This is a genomic window from Candidatus Nitrosocaldus islandicus (genome assembly GCF_002906215.1).
Classification (GTDB): domain Archaea; phylum Thermoproteota; class Nitrososphaeria; order Nitrososphaerales; family Nitrosocaldaceae; genus Nitrosocaldus; species Nitrosocaldus cavascurensis.
Genome location: NZ_CP024014.1, coordinates 817,839 through 842,195, shown reverse-complemented (window position 1 = coordinate 842,195; position 24,357 = coordinate 817,839). Strand labels below are relative to the sequence as shown.

General features: G+C 40.2%; 16 protein-coding genes and 1 pseudogene. 10 read left to right on the top strand and 7 right to left on the bottom strand.

Going from position 1 to position 24,357, the window contains the following annotated elements; all coding sequences use genetic code 11:
- Nucleotides 1–10 precede the first annotated feature (10 nt).
- Nucleotides 11–541 carry a response regulator gene (locus tag CRG89_RS04325; RefSeq protein ID WP_103287915.1) on the bottom strand — a complete coding sequence of 177 codons (531 nt, stop codon included), beginning with the start codon at nucleotides 539–541 and terminating at the stop codon, nucleotides 11–13.
- Between the two features lie 237 nt (nucleotides 542–778).
- Here CRG89_RS04325 and CRG89_RS04320 point away from each other — a divergent pair, with 237 nt between their 5' ends.
- The 5 genes from CRG89_RS04320 to CRG89_RS04305 all read left to right on the top strand — a co-directional run bounded on the left by CRG89_RS04320 (nucleotide 779) and on the right by CRG89_RS04305 (nucleotide 7,441).
- A complete protein-coding gene (locus tag CRG89_RS04320) occupies nucleotides 779–1,642 on the top strand; it encodes a ParB/RepB/Spo0J family partition protein (protein ID WP_103287101.1) in 864 nt (287 codons plus the stop codon).
- Between the two features lie 857 nt (nucleotides 1,643–2,499).
- A complete protein-coding gene (locus tag CRG89_RS08715; protein ID WP_158648713.1) occupies nucleotides 2,500–2,643 on the top strand; it encodes a hypothetical protein in 144 nt (47 codons plus the stop codon).
- A gap of 165 nt (nucleotides 2,644–2,808) precedes the next feature.
- Nucleotides 2,809–5,703, top strand: coding sequence for a phage/plasmid primase, P4 family (locus tag CRG89_RS04315; protein ID WP_103287100.1), 2,895 nt, complete (start codon nucleotides 2,809–2,811; stop codon nucleotides 5,701–5,703).
- Nucleotides 5,704–6,340: 637 nt separating this feature from the next.
- Nucleotides 6,341–7,180: a DUF8196 domain-containing protein gene (locus CRG89_RS04310; protein WP_103287099.1), complete on the top strand. Its 840-nt coding sequence runs from the start codon at nucleotides 6,341–6,343 to the stop codon at nucleotides 7,178–7,180.
- 72 nt (nucleotides 7,181–7,252) lie between these two features.
- Nucleotides 7,253–7,441: a hypothetical protein gene (locus tag CRG89_RS04305; RefSeq protein ID WP_103287098.1), complete on the top strand. Its 189-nt coding sequence runs from the start codon at nucleotides 7,253–7,255 to the stop codon at nucleotides 7,439–7,441.
- Between the two features lie 687 nt (nucleotides 7,442–8,128).
- Here CRG89_RS04305 and CRG89_RS04300 read toward each other — a convergent pair.
- Both CRG89_RS04300 and CRG89_RS04295 read right to left on the bottom strand, forming a co-directional pair.
- Nucleotides 8,129–8,593: a hypothetical protein gene (locus tag CRG89_RS04300; protein ID WP_103287097.1), complete on the bottom strand. Its 465-nt coding sequence runs from the start codon at nucleotides 8,591–8,593 to the stop codon at nucleotides 8,129–8,131.
- Between the two features lie 18 nt (nucleotides 8,594–8,611).
- Nucleotides 8,612–9,910 (bottom strand): AAA family ATPase, encoded by a 1,299-nt coding sequence (locus tag CRG89_RS04295; protein ID WP_148695185.1) that lies wholly within the window; start codon nucleotides 9,908–9,910, stop codon nucleotides 8,612–8,614.
- 146 nt (nucleotides 9,911–10,056) lie between these two features.
- On the opposite strand from CRG89_RS04295, the gene CRG89_RS04290 reads away from it, so the two are divergent.
- Both CRG89_RS04290 and CRG89_RS04285 read left to right on the top strand, forming a co-directional pair.
- On the top strand, nucleotides 10,057–13,329 hold the full coding sequence (locus CRG89_RS04290; protein ID WP_103287095.1) for a DEAD/DEAH box helicase: 3,273 nt from the start codon (nucleotides 10,057–10,059) through the stop codon (nucleotides 13,327–13,329).
- 37 nt (nucleotides 13,330–13,366) lie between these two features.
- A complete protein-coding gene (locus CRG89_RS04285) occupies nucleotides 13,367–13,867 on the top strand; it encodes a hypothetical protein (RefSeq protein WP_148695186.1) in 501 nt (166 codons plus the stop codon).
- On the opposite strand, the gene CRG89_RS04280 is transcribed toward CRG89_RS04285, so the two are convergent.
- Nucleotides 13,858–16,473, bottom strand: coding sequence for a DUF1156 domain-containing protein (locus tag CRG89_RS04280; RefSeq protein WP_245859245.1), 2,616 nt, complete (start codon nucleotides 16,471–16,473; stop codon nucleotides 13,858–13,860). The two genes, CRG89_RS04285 and CRG89_RS04280, sit on opposite strands and share 10 nt — an antisense overlap.
- 48 nt (nucleotides 16,474–16,521) lie before the next feature.
- Nucleotides 16,522–16,653: pseudogene (locus tag CRG89_RS09175) on the bottom strand (hypothetical protein); the annotation flags it as partial.
- Between the two features lie 130 nt (nucleotides 16,654–16,783).
- Between CRG89_RS09175 and CRG89_RS04275 the strand changes: the two are divergent.
- The 3 genes from CRG89_RS04275 (at nucleotide 16,784) to CRG89_RS04265 (ending at nucleotide 22,255) form a co-directional block, all read left to right on the top strand.
- A complete protein-coding gene (locus tag CRG89_RS04275) occupies nucleotides 16,784–19,774 on the top strand; it encodes a DUF499 domain-containing protein (RefSeq protein ID WP_103287092.1) in 2,991 nt (996 codons plus the stop codon).
- Nucleotides 19,774–20,271: a hypothetical protein gene (locus CRG89_RS04270; protein WP_103287091.1), complete on the top strand. Its 498-nt coding sequence runs from the start codon at nucleotides 19,774–19,776 to the stop codon at nucleotides 20,269–20,271. Before CRG89_RS04275 ends, CRG89_RS04270 begins: the two co-directional genes overlap by 1 nt.
- A 490-nt stretch (nucleotides 20,272–20,761) precedes the next feature.
- Nucleotides 20,762–22,255, top strand: a complete 1,494-nt coding sequence (locus CRG89_RS04265; RefSeq protein ID WP_103287090.1) for a hypothetical protein — start codon at nucleotides 20,762–20,764, stop codon at nucleotides 22,253–22,255.
- Nucleotides 22,256–22,887: 632 nt separating this feature from the next.
- On the opposite strand, the gene CRG89_RS04260 is transcribed toward CRG89_RS04265, so the two are convergent.
- Together CRG89_RS04260 and CRG89_RS04255 are read right to left on the bottom strand one after the other, a co-directional pair.
- A complete protein-coding gene (locus CRG89_RS04260) occupies nucleotides 22,888–23,304 on the bottom strand; it encodes an EVE domain-containing protein (protein ID WP_103287089.1) in 417 nt (138 codons plus the stop codon).
- A gap of 109 nt (nucleotides 23,305–23,413) precedes the next feature.
- The gene (locus tag CRG89_RS04255; protein ID WP_103287088.1) at nucleotides 23,414–24,304 is read right to left on the bottom strand and encodes a hypothetical protein; all 891 of its coding nucleotides are present in this window, start codon (nucleotides 24,302–24,304) and stop codon (nucleotides 23,414–23,416) included.
- Between the last annotated feature and the right edge of the window lie 53 nt (nucleotides 24,305–24,357).

The window sequence follows — 24,357 nt, the reverse complement described above, 5'->3', positions numbered from 1 at the left end:
TGCTGTCTAATCACCTTAACCTTTCTATACTCTCCAGCAAATCCTTTACCTGCTCCTGTGTAAGATCAAACTCATTCAACTCTTTAAGGTATTCATTCAACTCTTGGAGCTTCTTGTATGATGTTTCATCCTCAATAATATTGATAAGCATATCTAACTCGAATGGCTTTTGTATAAGTTCTACTACATGCCTAAGTTGCCTGATTGAATCAAAGAGTGTCTCTTTTACATATGCTGATGCAAATATCAGTCGTTGGTGGGGGTTCAATCTTAATATCTCTTTTGCAACATTCATACCATTCTCTTTTGGCATTCTATAATCAAGTACAACCACATCAAACATAGAGTCTACACATTCGTGACTGGTAGGCTTGTTTTCTTCATTCTGCTTATAGTATGCATGCCTCCTTAATCCTTCCTTATATAATCTGAGACATACTTCTCCATCCATAGCTAATATAACCTCATGGTTTCTCTCCTCTAATGCTATCTTGTATTGAATCGCCGTATCCATCTCATCCTCTGCTATGAGTATCCTCATAGACATGTATCATTCCACATTCATCTTATTAACCTTTTATAACCTGTGGATTGTGTAATGAATATTCTGCCTAAATCTTCATGCTAAATAATATAGATATAATAACTAGAAACATAGTCTCATAGAATTGGTGTTTAAAATAATATATTGAGACCATCGAATTAATATGAAACTTAACGTTCATTAAGATATTATAAAAAATAAAAGGTCTTATATTAGTGATTAGTAGTAAAAGTGATGTATAAAGAGTTAGAGAATAGGCTAGCTGATTCCGTAGTAGAGAATGTTGAGATAAGGCTTATAAGAACATCGAGGTATTCGATAAGGCATAATACTGAACTTGAGATGAATAAGATAAAGGAACTAGCTTCTAGTATACAACAGCATGGACTACTCCAGCCTATACTAGTCAGACCGGTTGAGCATGAGCTTGAGGTGGTAGCAGGGCATAGGAGGCTTCATGCATGTAAATCGTTGAGATGGAGAACTATACCATGTATAATAAGGGAGTTGAATGATAAAGAAGCGTACGAGATACAGCTGGTAGAGAATATTCAAAGACAAACATTAGACCCGCTAGAGGAGGCTGAGGCATTCAGCAAGTATGTCATGGAATATGGCTGGGGTGGTGTTACTGAATTAGCAAAGCGTATTGGAAAGAGTGAGGAGTATGTATCCCATAGGATACAATTGCTAAGACTACCAGATAGTATAAAGCAGGAGATCAACAAAGGTAGGTTGAGTGTAAGCCATGCATTGGAACTGGTCAATCTAAGCCCTTCTATACAGGAGAAGATGGTTGATGCTATAATACAAGATAGGTTATCAGTGAAGGCTGTAAGAGAGTTGAAGAAGTTAGAATCTGAAGAATCTTACATAAGCGATAGGCGAACTTACATAAATGAGAAGAAGATACGTATACTCAAGAAGACTATAATAGCGCTCAAGCTCACACTTTACAGATTAGATTCTCTGATAGAAGAGACTAAGAAGACGCTTGAACCCGATGAGGCTGTAACTATTACAAACACTCTCATGCGTATTAGATTAACTGTACATAACCTCATAGATGAGGCCATAAAAGCCAAACATGATTTATAAACATCATGCCTAAAGCTAAATTTTATCAGGAAATAATATATTGATATAGTAATTATTTAATAGTCTACAACTATTGTCCTAACAATACTTTATCCTAGATGATTATTTGAAGGTATTGCCATATCAACGATGGGTAGATGGATCAAAATCTTCACTATTATATCTAGATTTATCTGTAATTATTAAAAGAAATAAGGCTGCTAAGATAAGCTTCCTGCTTCTTCAGTATAAATTCTACGCCCATAACTACCGTTGTATATCTATTCTTCTCATCCTTTATTAGGTAAGATAGATAATGAGAAGTCAATCAACAATACATGTACACACTCAATTAAGCTTACAAATAGAGGTATCGTTATACGCATTATGATCTAGAGTGATGCCCTTATAGGAGTGAAGCTGTGTATATACTCTTACCCTTCCAAGCAAGTCAGCACCATTCTAACTTCTCTGTTTGAGATCTTTGCAGTTAGTGTTAGTGCAAATGTTATACTTCACTATCTTCTTTGTTGTTACTATTGCTGCTTTATTGATTTTGAATCTAGTACTCTTTACCTCTACCATTAGATGATAATAGTAGTAGAGGAGCGATGAACCGAATTGGTGGTGGGGTCGGCCAGATTTGTAACCTCATTCCTATGTTCTTTTGCAGTCATTACCTAACAAAAGCAAAAGGTAAGATATAGGCTTTACTTTTTTTACCTGCCTTCCGCCTATACTATATTATAGCACTGACTAAATAAAGTTTGCTTCATATCTACTACTGCTGCTGTTACTACTATTGCTACTGATACTGCTGTACTGCTACTGCTACTGCTGTTACTACTATTGCTACTGATACTGCTGGGTGTTAGTGGTTGGTTGTTGAGGTAGAAGAGAGAAGAAGGGAGGGGAGAGTAAGGAGGAAGGGGAAGGAGAAAGAAAAAGAGGAGGGAAAGGAAGAAGAAGAAAAGGAAAGGAAAGGAAAGGAAAGAAGGCTAATGCGTCTACGAATAGTCTAGGCGGAGATAGGATAAGTAGAGATAGGAGAGTGGAACATAGCTGTCTGTATCTGTATCATTGTACCCGCCCTTGCGGGCGGGTCTGGGAGGAGGAGAGGGATTCCATTTCTAAAGCCGTTCTATCTTGTCACTAATTCCCTCTCCATATTATAATATAGAGAAAGAATGACAACATGGGAGGAAGCAAAGAAGGTCATTGAGGTAGAGCATGCCCTAGGAGTAGACCATATACCCATTAACCACTACTGGAATGACGAGAAAGGAGAATGGAACAAGACACCTTACAGGGGCTTTTCATTAGAGAAGCATTACTCATATGAGGAGTATAGCACTCTAGAGCAACTTGAGCATTATGCTAAAGATTACAAGTGTAATACCTTTGCCATAAGGCTAGGCAAGTTAAGGGATAGAGAGGAGTACATTATAGGCATAGACTGCGATAGTGCAGAGTATGCAAGGCTCATAGATTATGCATTAAGGGAAGAAGGGCTTGATACAATGAAGGAAACTACACCTAGAGAAGGTATGCACTTCTACTTTATCACTGATGATAAAGATAAAGATAAAGAGAATAGCACTATCAACATTGCTGAAGGTACTCCTCTTGATATCAAACTGTACTATGAGAGGAGGTACTTCCTGCATATAGGCAATGGCTACCACATTATTAACAGCATTGACAAGATAAGGACTGTTAAAGGCGAAACGCTGAAGGCTATAACCTCTCTGCTTGCAAGATTGGTAAGGTTATGCTATGCCCTTTCAGGATACTATAACAAAGGACAGAGGGACTACCTATGGTTCTACCTCTCAGGCTTAATGTGCAAGAGCGGTATTGCGCTAGAGGAGGCACTCAAAATATGCAGGTATACATGCCACTTCTTCAACGATGAGGAGGTGAAGAGCAGGCTAGCAGTGGTGGAGGAGACTTATAGTAAGGGCAGAGAGGATAAGGGGATCAAGGGATATGCAGGGTTGCAGGAGTTGGGCTTACCAGTGCATATCCTCCATGATATCTTTGGTAATGATAGGAGTAGCATACTGGATAACCTTAGAAGGATAGGCACAAAAGAGTACATGTTCGTTGTAGACTTCCTTCTGGAAGAGAATAGACAGCAAGTAGATAGGGCATTGTTCGTTAACGATTACAGGTATGTGTATGAGAGGGATGGAGAAGGTTACTGGATAGAATGGCATGATGGTGTATGGAGTGCTGAATATGCCCTATCCAGTTTAGCGGATAGACTGCACTCATACTGCATGAGCGTGAAGGAGGAGATAGAGCAAGAGATGAAGAAGTATGCAGATGACGATGCTATAAGGAAAGAGTTGGAAGGATACAGGGACTGTTTCTTACGTGTAATAAAGAGCAAGGCAAGTATCAATGAACTGATAGATACACTCTCCATCAGATTATACATAACTGATAACATGCTAGATAATCTGCATGGGAACGTAATCCTTTGCAGGAACTGTGCTATAGAGATAGCGCATAATGAGGTAAAGACAATTCCATTAGAGCAGATAAAATGGAACTATCCAACTAGAAGGCTTAATGTTAATTATGATCCAGATGCTAAATGCGATAGATTTAGAGAGTTTCTTATCACTATATGCAATGGAGATATTGAGAAGGCAAACTTCCTTATCAGGCTCATGGGACTCTTTCTGCAGAGGAGGAAGGAGGAGTACTGCTTCATATTCTATGGTGCAGGGGCAAATGGTAAGAGTACATTGCTTAAGGTAATTACCTCTCTGCTTGGTGATTATGCTAGATACTCAAACATAAGCCTCATAAATGCTAGGGAGGAGGAAGGGAAGAACCCTGAGTTGATATCAGCATGCAACAAGAACTTAATATGTGTATTTGAGCCTAAGCAGATATACCTGAATACAGCAAACTTGAAGGCAATTACTTCGCTAGAGCCTAAATCTGTTAGACCTCTCTATAGTATGCCTATAGAGGTTGTGCCAGATTTTCACTTGGTTATTGCTACAAACAACAAGCCCATAATCACTGAGTTCACACTTGGAATGCTAAGGAGGCTGGTAATGATCAAGTTCGATTATATAGTGCCAGAGGATAAGCGTATAGCCAACTATGCTGATATACTGCTAGAGGAGAGGTCAGGTATCCTAAACCTTATGATAGCAGGTTTGCAGGCAGTAATGCAGGAAGGTAGGTTAAAGATACCTGATATAGTGAAGAGGGAGACTGCAGAGTGGATATACGAACTGGATATACTGCAGGAGTTCATTGATCGCTATCTGGTAATGACTTACAACGATAGGGATATGCTAGAGTTCTCAGTAGTGTATGAGAGGTTCAAGTTCTTTGCACAATTGAAGGGTAAAGAGCAAAGACAAGAAGAGCAAGAGCAGGAAGAACCAATAATGACCAAGCAAGAGTTCAGCAAACGCATTAAGGATAAGGGCTTCACAACCACAAGGATTAAGAAGGTAACCTATATCTGCAGGGCAAAGTGGAAGGCTGACGCTGACTTCTCGATATTTGAAAGTGATAACAACAACAATGATAGTGGTAGTAGCAATAACACTATTACTAGCAATAATAGTAGTAGTGCTATAGATAGCGTAAACACAGACAATACTTCTACTGCTGTTGGCGATAATAGCAATAGCAATGGTAGTGGCAATAGTGGTAATGGTAGCAGTAGCAGTAACAGTAACAGTAACAATAACAGCAGTGGTAGTGGTAGTGGCAATAACACTATCAACATTAAGGAGAGGAGGGTATGGAGGATATCTGAACTACAACCTGTTATCAAGCATGTACAGCAACTATTCGTGGATATAGAGGGAGGGTACAGGTGCAGGTACTGTGATTATACACATAAGCAAGTAACATTGTACAATAAGCAAGTAAAGATAGGCGAACTGCATACATTGCCTGACCTCATACTCCATGTGTCTAACCCATTACTTGTAGCAATGCAGGAACTCCTTGAACATGTTGAAGAAGGAGTGCATGGAACTGGAGCAAGAGTAGATACTACTCCCTTACCTGCCTCTACTTCTTCTACTACAGGCATGGGCTAAACATGTCCTAGCGTAAGCTATTCTTTATAGAGAGAAACATTTATATGTAATATTAACAAAATAGGCTAAAGTTATTAACCAGTTTTGTTATTGGGCTAGTGGAACTAGGGGAACTAGGGTCATGCGGGATCAGAAAAAGTCTCTGGAAAATAACACAGTTACTACTTAGTCCCCTGTCTGTTATTTGTTAGCCCTTAGTCCTACCTGCTACCTACTACCTGCTTATGCTACCTTAGCCTACCCTCTCCTTTCCTATCCTACCCTTTCTCTTCTCTACTCTACTGAAGGGAACTAAGGAACTATGAGTAAGCGTGTAAATCTTGATAATGAAAAGAGTGTTAGTAGAAAGAAGAGAAGAGAGAGGTTAGGAGAGATTTTTTATGTTGCGCATAGGTGCTAGTTCCACTAGTTCCACAGCATAGGTAGAAAGAAGAATGGAGGAAGAAAGGAGAAGGAGAAGGAGTAATAGAAAGGAAGAGAATAGGAGGAGAGTAAGAGAAGAGGAGAGAAGAGGAGAGAGAAGAGGAAAGGAGAGAAGAGGGTGAGAAAGATTGTAGATTGCTGTTAGTCTATCGCTAATTCACCCATTAAACCAATCACTCATGCCTTTATATACCACTTCAGCACTATTAAGCATATGCTAAGCAATGAGGAGCTGAAGAAGAAACTTTTGGACATGCTTGAAAAGGATAAGGAGTTTAGGCATGCTGTAGCAGGGGCAATAGGCTACAAGGAGATACTTGATAGGATAGCAAGGGTTGAGGAGGAAATGAGCAAGAGGTTCTTGGAGTTAGAGGCTGATATGAATAAGAGGTTTGCAAAGGTAGATGAGAGGTTTGCTACTATGCAGGAGGAAATGAATAAGAGGTTCTTGGAGTTGGAAGAGAGAATAGTAAAGGTTGAGGAGGAGATAAGGGATCTAAGGAGAGAGACCAATGCCTTAAGGGAAGAGACTAATAGGTTAAGACAGGATATGATTGAAGGCTTTAGGAGGCATGATGAGGAGTTCAAGAGGGTATGGGAGAGTATAGAGAATCTTAGGAGGGATATGCAGGAAGGGTTTAAGCGTATAGATAAGAGGTTAAGATCCATAGAGACATACATGGAGAGAACCTCTCTAACACTTGAGGAGGAGGCTAGAGACGTTATAGAGCATATACTAAAGGGGAAAGGGTTAACATTAAGCCTATCTAGATTAGAACTACCAGATATTGAAATAGACATATATGGTGTAGATACAGAGTACTGTATTATAGGAGAGGTTAAGACTAGGGCAAGCCCAAATGTTATTGAGCGTGTAGATAAGGATATAGCAACGTTATGCTCAAGATATCCTCAATATATAAGGGAGAAGGTAATAAAGGTGATATATGCTATGCAGGTTACTCAAGTTGCTGTAGAAGAGGCAAGGAAGAGTAACATATGGCTTGTTACAGCAAAGGGAGAGCTTACAGAGTTTAAGGTTACAAGTAGATAGAATTAATGAAGGAAGAGAAAAGAAATCTCCCTTCCCTTCTCTCCCTTCCCTTCTTCTCTACCATTATCTACTGTGAAGTGCCTAATCTGCGAGATAGACTTTGCATTTGATAAGGGGAAGGGTGAAGGGATAAGGTATAGAGGCAAACCTATATGCAATGAGTGCCTGCTTAACTTAACTGTTGCCTTCCTTGATAAGCATAAGGAGAGGATAAAGAGATACCTGAGGCAAGAGGTAATGCTAGAGCATTATTATCCATAAGCGAAGGAGGTAGAGGAAGAAGAAGGAGATACTGGTTACTGGTATGGTTGTTAACTACTAGCAAGGAAGTCATGCTATACCCTTACTATACTCTTTATCCTCTACCCCTACCCCATTTTAATCTAGATTTAGGAGGGGGTGGGGGTGAGGGTTGTTGAGTAATAAGTGTGGCTAAAAGGCAGATACTGGTATGGTTGCTAATTAACTAGAAAGAAAGGAGGAGAGAGGGAATGAATGAGGATCTGGTGATCTACTACTAGAAGCCCTTGTTACTGGAGAGGCGTTGAGGCAAGCAAAGGTAGATAGGAGGCTTACCATAATCTACAAGAAGAGGGAAGTACCTTACGAGCCTGTCTAAACTCACTTGTGGATACGTATCTGTTCGTGCTCCTTCAGCGTAGGTATAGGCTAGAAACTAGGATAGGCAATAGTAATAGTAAAGTCACTGTTGATACGGTGTCAGTGTATTTAGACGCTAGTACATGCGTAGTAAAGGCAGTAAGGTATGACGAGATATGGCTATAACAGTTTACATATGGTGAGGAGGCCTAACACTAATGGTTGGAGTATTAACTCCTTTATGTAAAGGTTAATACAAGGTAACAGTAATGGTATAGTATATCAAGGCTATTACAACGGTACTATTTTGCAATTCTCCTATATTAGAGTGGTTTACTGTCCTATAGATCAACTAAGGATAGACAATGCCTCGTTAGGCGTTATTACTTCAATACCATATCTCTTAAACATATCCTTTTTGTTTAAAAGATCTGAGTCCGTAGTTATAATATATTTAGGATTAGTAGCGATTGCTAGAGCACTCTTAACTACAAGCCTATCAGCTTCATCTTTAATCTCCTTAAGTTCGGGTATATTGCCACCTTCACGTCTATTAACCTTTGTCTCATGAAATAATAGTATGTGTAACGGATTAATTATAAGCACACCAAGCTGATTACGTTTATACTTATCTTGTAAGATCTCTAGCTTTTTTCGTAGATGATTTAGATACTGAGGATGAAAAATGAGTTTATGACATTTTCGTATAATTATATCTAATAAGGTAAAAGTATCCATCATTTTATTGGCTGCCATTTTATCATCTGCCGAAAGAAAAACACTTATAATGAATTCATCAACTACAAGATCCATAGCACACTATCTCTCTACTCACTCACTATGCTTTTCTACTTTGCTTTTTACAATAGCGTTTATATACTGTGTAGTAATATCCCAATCTACCTCAAAGAACCCTTCTATGCCTCCCTCTATCTGTCCTATCTCATTTATCTTTAACATCTTTGCCTTAGCAGATAACCCTTCCTTCTGCATTGAATATATTGCAACATCATCCTTGCTAGATAAGCCTTCTGCTATACTTACAAGTACACCCAATAGCAGATGCTCACTATGTGTTGTAATCATTACTTGCTTACTCTCTTCTTTTAAGATTTTAGGTAGATGTCGTCCTAGTTCAAAGAGTAACTTTGGATGCATATTTACCTCTGGCTCCTCTAACAATAGTAGTTTAGTCTCCTTATTTGCAAGCATTGAGAATATATAGACAAGTCTATTAATGCCAGCACCATCCAACACTATTGGAACCCTTATTATTTTATATCTACTTTCTAACTTCATTAGGTTGCCTGGCAATGTTTTAACTACCATATCAGTATCGGTTATAGCCTTGCACCATGTAGCGACCTTCTCCTCTATATCACTATAGAGGGCAAGTATGTTTATTAGTTGAAGATCTGTTAATGTAAGCTGATTGTAATCTATAGATGCGCCATATCCATATGACCATGATCTAAAGTAGTTCCTATTACTTATGAAGTATATGCCCCTAATGTAGGTTAGATGTGGATTAAGATCTTTTAATTGTTCTATTTGAGGTAATTGTTCTGCTGCCTGTAGTGTGATACCGTTCCATATAACCTTGTAGTTACGATCCAAACTTATCTCACCATTAACTGTAACATTTAAAGGGTATGGAAGTGTGAATTCAACATTCATCCCCTTTAATAGGGAAGAGCTTAGGCTGGCTTTGCATCTGTATTTGCTAAATACAACTGTATAGGATATTGGTATATCAGCATCAACATCTATACCAACCTCAATATTCTTCTCAGTATCATGTTTATACACTAGTTCCTCATACCTTCCCAAATTAAGATAATCTATGTCTGTAAAATTTCCAAGGATATCAAGATTTAATAAATTGCTTTGGACTACGAACTTCTTAAGCAGTAGTAATGCTTGGAGTATAGATGATTTACCAGAACCGCTAGGTCCAATCAAAATAGTTAAAGGTCTAACTTCCATCTCAATATCTTCTAAGCATTTGAAGTTCTTTACTCTTATCTTCTTAAGAGGCATACCAGATAGTATAGTTAAGAATATAAAAAGTTTTATGGCGAAGGGGTCTTTTTCCGCATAACTATGTAAAGTATGTAGTGATATAGACAATAAACGAGCATGTTTCGTAAATTTAAACGGTTTATAATGCTAATGGTGTTAAGGAAACTATATTCTTTTAGTTATGCAACAAAGCTATACATATAATATAAGATAACACTTAAATTTTGAATATAAAGTAGTTATAGAGAGTATTTATGTCGTTGAGGAACGCGGGTATTACTGGTTTGAGTTTTGAGGGTCGTGGCGAAAGGATTGCTAGGGAGTTTTATATTCCTGTTTTGAGGCAGTCTGTTGCTTATGATCGTGCGACTGGTTACTTTTCTGTTGAGGCTTTGGTTCATGCGGCTAGTGGTGTTGCTGGTCTGATAAATAATGGGGGCAGAATGCGGCTTGTTTTGGGGGCCCATGATGTTCCGATGGAGCTTTGGGAAGCGTATAGGCTGTATATGGTTTCAGGTAGAGATGTTGTGAATGAAATAGGCAGGCGCATTGCCGAGAACTTGGAAAGAATCGAAGACATCCTGGTGAAGAGGCGTCTGGAGGCTTTGGCTTGGATGTTTAAGCAGGGAATATTGGAGGTTAAAGTTGTTTTACCCCGTCATTTGTATTTAGGGCAGACTGGAATATTTCATTATAAAGTATTGATCTTTAAGGATAGAGAAGGAAATATCATTGCAGCTGAAGGTAGTGCTAACGAAACTGAACCGGCTTATACGGTGAACGGCGAGCGCATTGTTGTTTTTTATTCTTGGCGAGATGGTGATAAAGAAAGGGTAGATGATCTTGTGCGTTCTTTTGAGCGTATTTGGAATGGTGAACATCCTGATTTTGAGGTTTTTAATTTACCTGAGGCTGTTTATCGTGCTATTGTTAAGTTTGCACCAAAAGCCCCATCTGATCCCAGTCCGGAGCAGACGATTAGGGGATCCAGAGTTGAGAGATTTTTGCCTGTGTGTCGTTTTGTAAGGATTTTGCCAAAGGTTCGTTGCTTGGCGCATATGGGTCTTGGTCCAGTTAGGCTTTACCCCCACCAGGTTCGGGCTGTTAATTTAGCTAGGGAACGTTATCCATTTCGTATTTTGTTTGCTGATGAGGTAGGCTTGGGCAAGACTATTGAAGCAGGAGCCTGTATTAAGTTGTTGTGGACTACTGGTTATGTTCGCAGGGTTTTGGTTTTGGCTCCTAAGAATGTTACTAGGCAGTGGTGGGATGAGATTCGTGGAAAGTTTGGGCTCCCGGCTTATTTATTGAAGCCTGGAAAGCCAAACGTATTTGTTGCTCCTGACGGCAAAGAGTTTCAGGTTGATGGTAATCCATTTGATGCTGCTGATCTGATTGTAGCTTCTTGGCATTATGTGCGTGGACGTAGAGGATCTGAGCCTGAATTGTTTAAGGCTAGGAGCTTCGACCTAGTTTTGATTGATGAGGCTCATGCAGCAAGGATCACTAGGTCTGAGTTTGCTTCACCTAGACCTACTAGGCTTTACGAGTTGGCTATGGCTTTGTCATCCTTGACCCCGCATGTTTTTCTTTTGACAGCTACCCCTCTGCAGTTGAACCCGTTGGAGATATTAGATCTGCTTCGAATTTTGGGATTAGGTGGACCTTGGGTTCATGAAGATTCCTTTATGAGGTATTACCATGCATTGAATCGAAGTCCTACAGAACGTAGTTATGATGATTGGCTCCACCTATTTAATTTGATCTCATGGTTTGCTAAGACCTATCTTGAGGATAGGCATAGAGAGGTTGTTATCACCAAGTTTTTTGGTGATTTTGAGGACAAGGAACTATTATTGCGGATTGTTAATTCTGGAGATGCTGAAGCTTTTAAGGCATTTTTAAGGCGTTTAGATGCTCAGATGCTGGATAGTCTGGATAGGGTTTTCCGAGGTTTGATGCCCACCTCTTGGTTTATTGTTAGGAACACCCGAGAGTGGCTTAAGAAAGAGGGTTATAGATTTCCTAAGAGGGAGATTGAAAATGTTGACGTTTCATTGGATGAGAGTCATACTGCTTTGTTGGAGGAGCTCGATGATTATTTGGCAAATTATTATAATGCTTATATGAGTTATTTGAAAGATGATGAGCGTAGAGGTTTTGGTTTGATTAGGGCTGTTTACCATCAGCGTTTTGTGAGTAGTTTTGCTTCTGCATATCATACTGTTAAGCGTAGACGTGAAGCTTTGGAGGCTCTATTGGAGGGCGATGAAGAACGTCTCCATGAATTGATTATGGATATGCTTGAGGAGATCAGCGAAGAGATCGATGAGGAGGAGCTTTTGGAGGTTATGAAGACTATCGTTAATCGGACACGTGGCTTAGTTGAGAAAGAATTAGATAAGTTAAGGAGTTTGGAAAGTAGTCTCTCAGTCTATAGTAGGGCCGTTAGTGCTAGTGACGACCCTAAATTGTGCAACATCAGGAACGTAGTTGAGAAACTTCGCAATGAGGGTAGGAAAATTCTTATTTTTTCGAAGTTCACGGATACTGTGGATATTATCAGGGATTTTATTAGTCAGTGGCTTGGCCCGGAGAAGGTTGGAACTTATACTGGTCGACGAGGTGAGCTTTGGGATTCTGAGAAGCGTTGCTGGTATACGTGCGAGAAAGAGGTTGTAAGTAGGGCTTTGGAGAGGCAAGTTGATGTTTTGGTTTGTAGCGATGCTGCGAGTGAAGGTTTGAACTTGCAGGCTGCTAGCGCTATTGTTAATGTGGATATGCCTTGGAATCCTGCCAAGGTTGAACAGCGTATTGGGCGTGTTGACCGTATTGGACAGACTGCTGATGTTGTGCGCGTGGTTAACGTTTGGTATCCCAACACTTATGAGGCTAAAATGTATAAGGTCCTGTTTGAACGACATCATATTTGGTGGGTTATTGTTGGCCCTGCAAGTGGTATCATTGAGCAACGTTTGGTTGAAGCTTTTGAGGGTGGCTTAAGGGGTGATAAATTGGAGAAACGTATTATGGAAGTGGTTGAACAGGTTGAACGTTCCAAGGATGAGGCTGTTAGGCTAGCACGTATATTTCCTGAGGATGTTCCTCTGAATCCTACCTTCACCGAAGTTGAAGTTTCAAGGGTTTTGGAGCGTTTTGTTCGCCTGTGTTGTGAGGCTTTGGGTATGCGTTTGGTTAAGCGTGGCGATTTATTGTTTGTTGAACCTTTGGAGCGTCTCCCAGTTACAGTTAGGAGTTTTGTTGAAAACGGGCTGTCTCTGTCACCCGGTAGGCCTGACGCTTTGGTTCCAGGACATCCTTTTGTTCAGTGGCTGGCCTCTGAACTTGAGCTTTACGCTGACATGCCTGAAAAAGTTCCTTTCAGCGTTTACGGTGTTGGTGGTGAAGATGGGTTGCTGGACGTTTACATTGTTGAGCCTGATGGTAGGCCTGAACGTTTAGACGATGCTAAGCGTGTTGTTGAGCTGTTTGGACGTTTGATGGATTTGGTTGAAGGGGGCTGCTGACGGTTTGGATTGTGATTGCGTTAAGCGTTTCAGAAGTATGATTGAGGATAGGCGTAGTAATGCTAAGGACATGTTGGAGAAGGATTTACCACAGAGGCTTGAGGCTTTCGCAGAGGCCATGCGTTTGGGGGCTATTCAGCTTGTAGCCAGGCATCTGCTACGAGCCAGCGTGTTTAGGGCAAGTTTGGATTTAAACGGTTCACGAGATGTCAGTGTTGACCACATACTTAGGGTTTTGAGGCTAGTTGTGGATACTAGACCTAGACTAAAAGAGTTTCTACCTAAATACTGGGATGAGATTGTTAGTCAAGCGGCCTACATTAATCCGAAGGACGTGCTGCCCAAGAAGATTCGCAACCGTGAGCATTTAAGCGAAACATTTGGAGGTTACATTAGGGGAAGTTTGGATGCTGCGGAGAAATCGCTGGATCAACTGGAGGCTTTGGATAGGCGTTTACCCGCTTGGAAAAGTTTTGTACGGGGAGTTGATGTACCACGGATTGAACCTATTATGGATTATCATGATTATCAGAAGTAGTGGTCTAGACGTTCTCCCTTTTTTGGTGCATATTCTAATGTTTTCTCTAGGGCTGCGAGTAGAGCTCTTGCGAGCGCTGCGTCTTTGTTGAACTTTTCATCTGTAGCGTTTTCTGCATAGCGAGCGTAGGCTTGTAAAACATCTAGAAATGGTGAGTCTGCTGTATCCAAGTTTTTCTCTTGGAGTAGATGTTTTGTTTGGATTAGGCCTCCTTGTTCGTATAATAGAATGGCGGCGTGGACGTTGTCTATGATGGTTTTTAGAGTTTTTGTATTATATGGATCTATTATGCCTCGGGCTTGGCGTTCCCTCGCTGATAGTATTCGGATGTTTTTCCCTTTCTTTTCGATTAGACCGTAACCTTTCACATCTAATGTATCTAGGGTTGTTAAACCCCCAAAGACTGTGGCTAGGCGTGCCTCTTCGTATTCTGTTTGCGTTGTTGGGAAGGTTGCCAATAGGTTTATGTAAGCTGCTGTTTCTTTGTCTGCGTTTTGGATACCTGCCTCCTGAAGGAATTTTTCGCTTAGTACATCTATAACAAGGTCTAAGGCTTGCTGTGGATCTATCTCTTTACCTGTGGCTGTTTTGACTGGGTAATAATCGGCGAATCTGCCTAGGACTGGGCCGTAGACGCTTACTATTAGATCTGGCCCGCTTATTCCAAGTTTACTGTATTCTTCAATTTTTTGCTTGGCAACCTGGCGTAGTTCGTCTCCTATGTCTTCCCAAATGCCTGGTTGGTTTACCTTGCGTTTTCTGCATGTGATGAGAACTGTAACTTTTAGGACGCCCTTTCCTCGTTTTGCGTATTTGTCTGGTGGCTCTGTGTGGACTGGCCAACTGCTTATGAAGGTGAAACCAGCGTTCATTAAGGCTGTTGCTAGACTGCTCCAGGCTTCTGCTGTGCGATGGGTGAACATAACGGTTAATATTCCATCGTCTTGGAGGACACGGTGCATTTCACGGAAGCATGCCTCCATTTTTGTCCGGTAATCTTCTTGAGCGAGTTTTTTGGCGCTCTTCCTCATACCTTTAAAGCGTGCTGGGTTGGCTACTACCTCCTCATCCTTTTCAGTAAGAGTTAATTTGAAAACATCAGGGAAAACGTCACCTAGAAGGCGTTTAAGCCAAACGTAGAAGAAATCGCTCACTTCGGCATACATAACATTTTCAGCGTAGGGTGGGTCAACGACAATACAAGGAACGCTTTTATCTTTAAACTGAAGTCTTGTAGATGTACCACAGTAAACCATGGGATTTGGCGGGTTTTCTGGAAGCAACTCCACGATTTCTCTTAACGCATCAAGAACTTTAGATAGCGCCCAATCATAGCCGCCATTTGGAACGAGTTGGTTCCATTCTGCATAACTCCACTTAAACGGAAAAGCTTGTAAACTCATCGCATGTGAAACTTTATTTCTCGTCGAATGCCAAAGTGAGATTAAACAATTGTAATCAACACATGTGTCAAAGACCATAGCCCCGTAAGTAACAACAGCAGCTGCGAACTCCCATTTTTCATTATCCTCTTTAGCATCAGCAAACAGTCTTTCCTTAGCTTGCTGGAACTTTTCTAAATAAGTTAAATGTGTTAACAGTTGACGGGGATTAAACAAATCACACCAACGAGGCATGCCATATTGAATGGGTCGTGTATCATTCGCTGTCTCCGGGAAATTTTCTGTAGGTACAAATCCTTTAGCTAACCATTTGGGTAATTTTTCTTTCAATCTTTTTTCAGCTTTCTCAACAGCCTCGTTTTCTTGTTTTGTTGATGCTCTAAAATTCCATTTAGCTCTATTTTTGCCTTTGTTTTTTACACAAACACAATATAGCTGGTGCCCCATCTGCCCCCTTTGTGCTATGCGTTTAATTTCTTTGTCATCAATAACCATGTAGCATCTGGGACACTCAGCACTTCCGCCTTTAACCGTTCCCTTGTTAGGATTTAAACCATGCTTCTTAGGACTGGAAACAATTTCAAAACTACAAACGTTATCATTTTCAGGGATAACAAGCTTAACTGCCACGCTTTCATCATCATTACCAGTCCTGACTATCCACCAGTTCGGCGACAAAGGAATTACTAGACCGCAGCTAGAACACCTAATGGTTCTAGCCCATAGGTAAGCGTAAATATTCTCGTCCTGCTGTTTCGGGAAAAACTCCTCAAGCTCTGCTCTAGCAGCTTCGTGTACTTCTTTACAGAAGCTTTCAACAGCATCTAACAGTTTCTTTCCAAACTTTGCAGGATACTCCAAGGTTCCCTTAAGACAAATGAACGCTACGGGATTCAAGTCGCCAGCAACAACAGGCAAACCCAAACGCATAGCCTCAAAAGGAATACTACCTCCACCAGCCATGGGATCTACAACCAAAGGGCGGTCAACATCCCAAAATTCCTTAAACAAACCATAAACCTTACTCACCTCTTGCTCAGACGGAGTATGCTCATAAGCCCTCTTCCAAAAAAGTGGGTTATCCTGAAGCTTAACCCCCGTAGCCTTGGCCTGAGCAAGTTTATCCCACACCTTCTGTAAGTCAACATGAGCAGGAATCCCCAACAACTTAAGAAAATCCTCTCTTTTAATACAAGTAGGCAAAAGACTACCCAAAATAGCAGCACGACTAGCTGCTAAAGGACGTCTCGCAAACCAAACATGCAAAAAATACAGAGGAGGCAACGCACTACTCGCACTACGCTCTCTAACGCTTTCCGCACTGACTTCTGTTATTGGAAACCATTTGCTAATTAGCGGCTCCCGTCCTTCACCATCAACCATACCGCAATTCTTACTCTTTACTAAGGCTACTATATAAAGGTTTGTATAATCATTCATTATCAATCATGTTGTGATTACTACACCTTAACGCACAACACTTTTAAAATAGTAACTCTTATATTTGTGTGATATGAGCATGCTAAAACATGAACTAGTCCCAATCTGGGACACACAAGCCTGTAAACCAAAACAAGACATTTTAGAAGGCAAATACCTCCAAGCTGAATTGGCCCTTGACCTTTACACAATAGCTGAGGGTACAGCAAAACCACCATACCACAACCCAGAATCCTTCTTCCAAGCAACCCATCAAACAACCACTCTGAAACAAATCCTACAAGACGTCCTCAGCCATCTAGCAGGGACAAGGGTCGTAAACCCGGTACTCCTCTTCGATGCAGGTTTTGGTGGTGGTAAAACCCACACCATGGCAGCCATATATTATGCCGTAAAAGACCCAACAAATCCAGAAATCAAAAAAATATTAGAGACAACATCAATACCCAAAAATATCCGAACAATAGTTATAGATGGAAGTGCCTACGGTGGTAGAGGTGTTAAAAGAGGCGAACACTATTACCTAACCATCTGGGCAGACTTCCTTCACCAGCTAGGTAAAACAAAATTAGCCCTTGAATCTGACACGCCCGAAGGCTTACCAGATCGCCAAACCCTAACTCAACTCCTCAAAGAACAACCAACCCTAATATTGATCGATGAATTACCAAAATATCTGGATCTAGTAAAAGACCGACCTGAACTCCTAAGTAAAGTCAAACATTTCATTCATACGTTAACGTTGTCAGTAAGCGAAGCAGAAAAATGCATCCTTATAATTAGTGTGGCAGGAGATGTTTACAGAGACGCAGCGGATGCTGTCCGCATAGAACTGACAGAAGCCATGAGTATCCTTAACCGTAAAATGCAATCCATAGAGCCAGTTAAAACAGAAGATGTCCCCTATATCCTCAAAAAACGCCTCTTCGACTTCATAAACCCAAAAATCGCGGAAGCCACAGCCAAAGCCTACATACAACTCTATGAACAGATAAAAGCTCCAAATCACTATCGTACAGCAGAATACAAAAACCGCATAATTGAAACCTATCCATTCCACCCAGAACTTATCGACGTCTTGTATCAACGCTTATCCACAATACCTGGATTCCAGAGAACGCGTGGAGCTCTCCGTCTCCTAGCCCATGTTATACACAAAATGTGGAATGACAGGGAAGAAGACGCCTTCATCATACATCCCTATCACGTGGACTTGGCATCATCAGAAATAGTCCAAGAGCTAACCATACGCCTGAACGAAGAAAGATACGAAAACGCCATAAAGTCTGATGTCTATGCAGAAGGTGGGAGAAAAGCCAAGGCACAACAGAAAGACGAAGACTACAAAAGCTACTTTAAAGCCCCACTATTCCGCAGAGCCTGCAATACCATATACCTCTACAGCCTAATAGGCGCTAAAGAAGAAGCAAAGGGTATAGACACCGAAAACCTAATCGCAGTGTTAGCTACACCAACAAAAGAAGAACATGTCCAATACTACAGAGACCGTGTCCTACCAACCATAGCAGACACTTTCTGGTTCGTAGAACAGATTGGAAACAGATACGTCTTTAAAAAAGAAGCAACTGAAAACCATATAATAGACCAAGAATCCCAAAATGTCCAGAACTCAACAATCATAACAGTTATTAAAACAACCCTCCAAGAACTTTACACAACAGAAGGAAAAGGTCACTTCTTTATAAAAATATTTCCAGAAGACCCAAGCGAAGTAAACGACAACACGGACCTAAAAATTGCCATCCTAAACCCCGTCCTAGGTTACACAATAGCAAGAGAAGAAGAAGTTCCAGACAAGATAGCTCAATTCATACTAAACCGCGACTCAAGGGGCAATCCACGCATCTATAGAAATAACACGTTCCTACTTATCGCAAGGGAAGGCTCTTGGGGAAACCTCCGCGACATAGTCGCAAGGCTAGAAGTAGCCAAAGACCTAGCAAAAGACCCAGAGAAATACGGGATACCTCATGAGAAAAAGAAAAATCTAGAGCAAAAAGTTGCCCAATACAAAATTGCAGTAAACGAAGCCGTCCGAGCTTCATTCACATATATCGTTTACGCCACGAGAAGAGGAAGAATAGAAGCTAAATACTTCCGTCCAAGTGGCTACGGAACAGCCAAGCCAGGACAAGAGATCCTATGGCAAATACTATCAAAGGACCTCCACAGAGTAACTAATGAACCCCTCGACCCAGAATACATAAAAGCGGAAGCATGGCCAAAGCAAACACAGGAAACAACCACCCGTGAACTATATGAAAACATACACAAAATATCCGGTGTGATCCTTCCAGAAACCCAATCCCTCTTCGAACAAACAGTAATTAAAGGCGTAGAAATAGGCACGTGGGTTCTAATACAACAAAACAAGGTATACGCACCGGAGAACCCTCCAACCCATGTCAGAATAAGCTCAGATACGTTTCTGTTATTGCCGGAGGAGGCTGGAAGGCGCAATCACACTGATCCCCGTGGGCATCTATGTCCCAAATGTCTAACCTGGCCATGTCAATGTAGCAAACTAACAGGTATTGGACCTATTTCACTCTCAACAGCTGAACTAACCCGTTCAGAAATGGAAATTTTTAAAGAATGGGAAGAGTTTGAACTAATGCGCCCTAAACTGCTTCTTGAAGACTTGGAAAAATGGATCAGACGTGAGAGCATAGAAACAATTACGGAAGCAGAAATCCAAATGACAGGAACATCAGACATCGCAATACAATTTCGAAACTTAATCCGCTTAGTAAAAGCAGGTAAAAAAGTATCCACAATAGTCGAAGCCAAAGCAAGTACAGATGATACAAACCTAAAATTAGACGTAAGATTTAAGGCCGACGATGCAGGATTAGAGACACCTGCGGCCAAAATCCTCGACGACATAGCAAGATGGTCACTACAAAAATTCGAGGGTACAATAAAACTAAAAACAGAAGACCTACGCATAAATGAATTAAAACAGCTGCTGGAAACCACTATAAAAGCGGAAGAGCAAAATATTAAACTAGGCCTAAAAATAAAACCCAAACGTGAAAGATAATGCCATTCAGATACGTAATTAAATGGCGCTATGACAAACCCGAAAAACTAAGCGTAGAGGCCTACTATAAATACCCCCGCACCCCACAAGAAAAGCGTAAACCAGTGTTCGTAATAGGCAAAGCAGAAGGCGTAGGCATCATAGTAATTCGACATATGCTAGAAAAAACAGCCCAAAAATACCCAACTAAAAAATACAACAAAACCCTGTACATATTCTTAGACGAAAACGACGACGAAGCCTACGAAACCGCATACCGTATAGGCCTCGCAGCTGCCTTAATAAACAAAGCCCAAACACCAGAAGAGATCCAAAAACACATACGTTATATACAAAGTATCATGCCAGAAGAAATCTGGTTCTGGACAAGCAAACTGCTCGATGAAGAAATAGGAGAAAAAGCCCTAAATGCCCTAGCAATACTAAGTGGAGCTATAACTACACAAAACAAGAAACATACGTACCAACAAAAAGAAACATTCTTGCCGATAATGTAATAACACATACTACAAAACCTCATTTTATAAGAAAATTCGGAAACAAAATTAAGATTAACGATAAAAGAACTACCAAAAAAGACTATACACTGCTTGCTATTGTTTTGTTGCATAACTAGAGGATCTAGCCATTCCTTAACACAATTAGCATTATAGACATGCTGATTTACTAAATACTCATGTATTGTCTATATCAGTACATACTTTGCGCATTTCATAGTTATGCAATAAAGCAGGATTAACAGGTTTATGGCATATCCTTGCAAGCCTAGAAGGCTATTAACTCTAGAGCAAACTATTAGAAACAGGAACTCCTCTAGCAAGAAAGTGTTAAATGATGGATAGAAAGAAGAGTAAGACATACTTATAACAGATTCCATCAAATCTGTTATATACCAGTCTAACTATTTACATCAGATCAGATCACTTGATAATTGCTGTAGAAACCCCACTACAGCTACCCTACAAATATAAATATTTGTAATTAAAAATGATTAGTGAGGTAGTAATGCTTAACCCTCGTTCATTAGTAGAGTATAAGATTAGAAATGTTGCAAAAAGGGGTAACCCTGTAGAGGTTGGGTTATTGAGCATCTTGATATCCTGTGGGGGTTACATAGAGAGGAGTGGCGGATCTTATCCAGCCCTTAAGGGGTTTAGCAGCATTCATCGAGAGTTAATAGTTGAAGAATGTAAAAACAGGTTGATTGAGGAGGGTGTAATAAGGGAGGAGGATAACAGGCTAGAAATAAATTATTACCCAACTAGCGATGATGATTGGAACGAGGTTATTGATAATATAGGAAGTATACTCTTTATAGAAGGATCCCGCATATTTAGAGAATACCTAGCTAAGATAACCTCGATACCCGAATGTATGTATGCTCTACAAGAGTTATGCAAGAGTGGTGCTTCCAAAGAGACTATAAATCGTATAAGTAGTGTAATAGGTGGAACCTATTGGGATGAGGTAAGGAATGCACTAGAAGGAGCAGGGCTATTTGGAATACAGCTTATATCTGGCAAGCAGACATACTTCTTATTCAAACCTCTAGCCGATTGTGTGCTATTGAAGGATAGTAATCTAATACGCCAACTCTGTTGGATCTATATAGCCCAGAATGTACATAGTCCCGGCAATGGTATGCGTGAAAGTGAATGTAAAGATCATTGCCAATCTTATGAGGTTCTTTGGGCTGTAGGTTATGTGGAGAAGTGGACATGGTATAAACTTGATCTGGTTAGGACTACTAATTATGGAAGCGAGATAGCTAAAACTCATATTAAAAAGATAATTCAAGAGAGGAAGAATGAGTTAGAGAGTCTTATCAAGAGACAACCCTTGATACGATTTATCTGGAGGGAGACCTTTACAGATCAAAGCGTACGTCCATGGTTTTTAGAATGGCTCAAGATTTGGTCTTGGTATGGCGGTGAACCAAGTTGTGGTAAAAAAGGTTCTCATGCATGTTTGCTAAGGGATCAGCGTATAAGGAATAAACGTGACGAGATATTGAAGACATTGAAGGATATGGGTTTAGCTGCTAAGGCTACTGACTATGCCACAACTAGAGGAGGTGAGACTAGGGATATTTACTACATAATAGCGCCTGAGGCTGTAGAATTCATTAACAGATATTTGGGCGAAGATAAAAGACCATTGCTTCCAGAGGATATTGAAAAGAAGCATATCCTGTTCCATATATTCGAGACGCATGGGAGAGATGAGACTAGCTATAGGCGTGGCCTAATAAGGTTAGTAGATTTAAAGTGGGAGTGTGAAACTTGGGGTATTGAACTGGAATATGCGTTGAAAGAGCTTGACAAGTTTAAGGGCAAAACCTTACGATTTGATGAGGCTGCAGCACAGTATGTAATACTTGATAGGAACGAATACCTTAACGAGGTAAGAAGGAGTTATTTTAAACCTATAGTAGAGTATGTTTTAGAGCATATTTTAGGTAGGTGGGACTCTCTAGATTAATACTTCTTCGTTAGTTAGAATTAGTAACCATTTATTTAGCTTAGGGCTAAATAGGGTGGTATACAGTTGATCATGGAAACAACATCCAGAATAAAGATAATACTTGTGTTGTAATGAATTGTTAAAATAACGTTTCCACTTCTTCAATCCTTTTATTTGTTATTCTAATTAACCTCATGAGTAGATTAAACTACATTGTTAATAGTCTGGTATATTTAAGAGAAATAAGGTGCATCTAGAGGATAAGATAGTGGCAGCATTAATGTACTACTCCTCTAACTCATCCTTGAGGAGCATATCTAGATGGAAGGTTATCATATGAAGCTGTTAGGCAATGAGTGGTACTGCTATTAAGAGCATATTGAAGGAGCCTTAGAATAAGTAAGAAGAGCAATTGTAATAGATGAGAAAGACAAATTAAATGGTGAGTATGTCTATGTATTATGCTAGAGGTACAAGGGAGATACTTATTGCGCAGAGATATTCCTAAAAAGATATTCTAATACTGTGAAAATAGGCCTTTATTTGAATCGAACTATAGTAGATTGAAAGATCAGGTAATTGAGAGTCGTGAATCTTATTTCCTATCTTAACAACTTTTAATTTTGCAGTGAAGTGATCTGGCTTTCTGATCAGGATTTCATACCTGAAGTTAATTGTCTTATAATGGCTTGGGCCTCTTCTTCCTTAACTCGCTGAAAACCTGCTCTTGCAACAGCTGCCATATAATTGGAAGAGACTTTATGTATCTCCCATCTATCTTGAGGGAGGCAATATTCTATATCGAACTCGAACCTATATGGCCATATAACTTTCCCTTCACTTACCTCCATCGGCCAGAGTGGCTTATCTTGCTTAAACTTTGTTCTAACAACACCATAACCAACTATGCCACTAACAGGTTTAGTTACATAAAATAGGATATAGTCACCCTTAGACAATTTATCCCATTGGGTAAACTTTTTATCTATTACTCCCCAGATCCTCCCAGACTCAAATGCAACCTTCCAGTTCTCTGGCGGTCCAGCAGCAATCCACCATATAGGCATTCAAATATACCCTTCTAACATGCTTAATATTAATTATTGCCATGTTGTATAATTATGAAATCCCTACTCTATAAGTGAAGAGAGCATATACTTGTAATGTAGATAGACACTATGATGGAAGAGTGCTACCCGATACCCTTATCATTTTAAGGAAATATGAACTAATACCATGCATGCACATTAGTGCATATTCTGCTTCTGCTCTAGAGATAACCCTACCTGCATGGGCACCTACGCTTGTAAAGTGTTTTAGACCATCAAAGATCTTTTCCACATCTTCGCCAACGCTACTACCTAAGAAGGCTTTCCAATCAGCAACTGTCTTTGGTTCACCCTTCACTTCTATAGTCTTCTTATACCCATTATTAATCAGGTACCGTTCTATAATCTCAAGTCCCTTTCTGCAACTTGTTAAGACTTCCTCATAATTGCCCATTGAGAAGTGCTCCCATGCCTCATCTATATGTATAACTAGTTCATTTAACTCTGTTGGTGCTTCAAGTATTGGAATCTCTAAAAGTCTGACCTTCTTATATCCAAGTTTAGGCAGAAATTGCTCTACCCAATCAGATTTGGGTATCTTAAACCCACTATTAGGTTCTTGCTCGATATAGAAAGACTCTAGATTAACAGTAGGGTTTACTCCTAAGTGTAAAGATTCTGAAGGATCGAATGTACAATAATTAGCCTTGATCCTAAGGTAGATATCTCCGTTACCCCTAAGCTGTTCAATTCTCTCTAATCTAAATGGGTCTAATTCCAAATAAAACCTAGTACTAGCAATTGCCTCCCTTTGCCCACTAATGGTAAAGAATAAGGGGTGATCATAACAATGAGCTTCCCCTAAACTAATCCAGCCATTCGAGGTTTGTATCGATGCCTCGGCTGTAAGTACCATAACGTATATCGGTCTATCACTTATAAGATATACATCAATACGTAGAGTTGGTATCACTGCGGGTTCAACAGTAGCTTGTCGAAACCGCACTTTGATTGCCATCCTATTACACCCTCATTGAACGTTGCTAATTAAAGATTCATATTTATAAAGTT

Excerpts from the sequence above, each read along its gene's own strand:
- CRG89_RS04275 (WP_103287092.1), top strand. The coding sequence starts at position 16,784 with ATGAGCATGCTAAAACATGAACTAGTCCCAATCTGGGACACACAAGCC.
- CRG89_RS04310 (WP_103287099.1), top strand. The coding sequence starts at position 6,341 with ATGCTAAGCAATGAGGAGCTGAAGAAGAAACTTTTGGACATGCTTGAA.
- CRG89_RS04260 (WP_103287089.1), bottom strand. The coding sequence starts at position 23,304 with ATGCCTATATGGTGGATTGCTGCTGGACCGCCAGAGAACTGGAAGGTT.
- CRG89_RS04320 (WP_103287101.1), top strand. The coding sequence starts at position 779 with ATGTATAAAGAGTTAGAGAATAGGCTAGCTGATTCCGTAGTAGAGAAT.
- CRG89_RS04300 (WP_103287097.1), bottom strand. The coding sequence starts at position 8,593 with ATGGATCTTGTAGTTGATGAATTCATTATAAGTGTTTTTCTTTCGGCA.
- CRG89_RS04290 (WP_103287095.1), top strand. The coding sequence starts at position 10,057 with ATGTCGTTGAGGAACGCGGGTATTACTGGTTTGAGTTTTGAGGGTCGT.
- CRG89_RS04265 (WP_103287090.1), top strand. The coding sequence starts at position 20,762 with ATGATTAGTGAGGTAGTAATGCTTAACCCTCGTTCATTAGTAGAGTAT.
- CRG89_RS04270 (WP_103287091.1), top strand. The coding sequence starts at position 19,774 with ATGCCATTCAGATACGTAATTAAATGGCGCTATGACAAACCCGAAAAA.
- CRG89_RS04285 (WP_148695186.1), top strand. The coding sequence starts at position 13,367 with ATGATTGAGGATAGGCGTAGTAATGCTAAGGACATGTTGGAGAAGGAT.
- CRG89_RS04325 (WP_103287915.1), bottom strand. The coding sequence starts at position 541 with ATGAGGATACTCATAGCAGAGGATGAGATGGATACGGCGATTCAATAC.
- CRG89_RS04315 (WP_103287100.1), top strand. The coding sequence starts at position 2,809 with ATGACAACATGGGAGGAAGCAAAGAAGGTCATTGAGGTAGAGCATGCC.
- CRG89_RS04255 (WP_103287088.1), bottom strand. The coding sequence starts at position 24,304 with ATGGCAATCAAAGTGCGGTTTCGACAAGCTACTGTTGAACCCGCAGTG.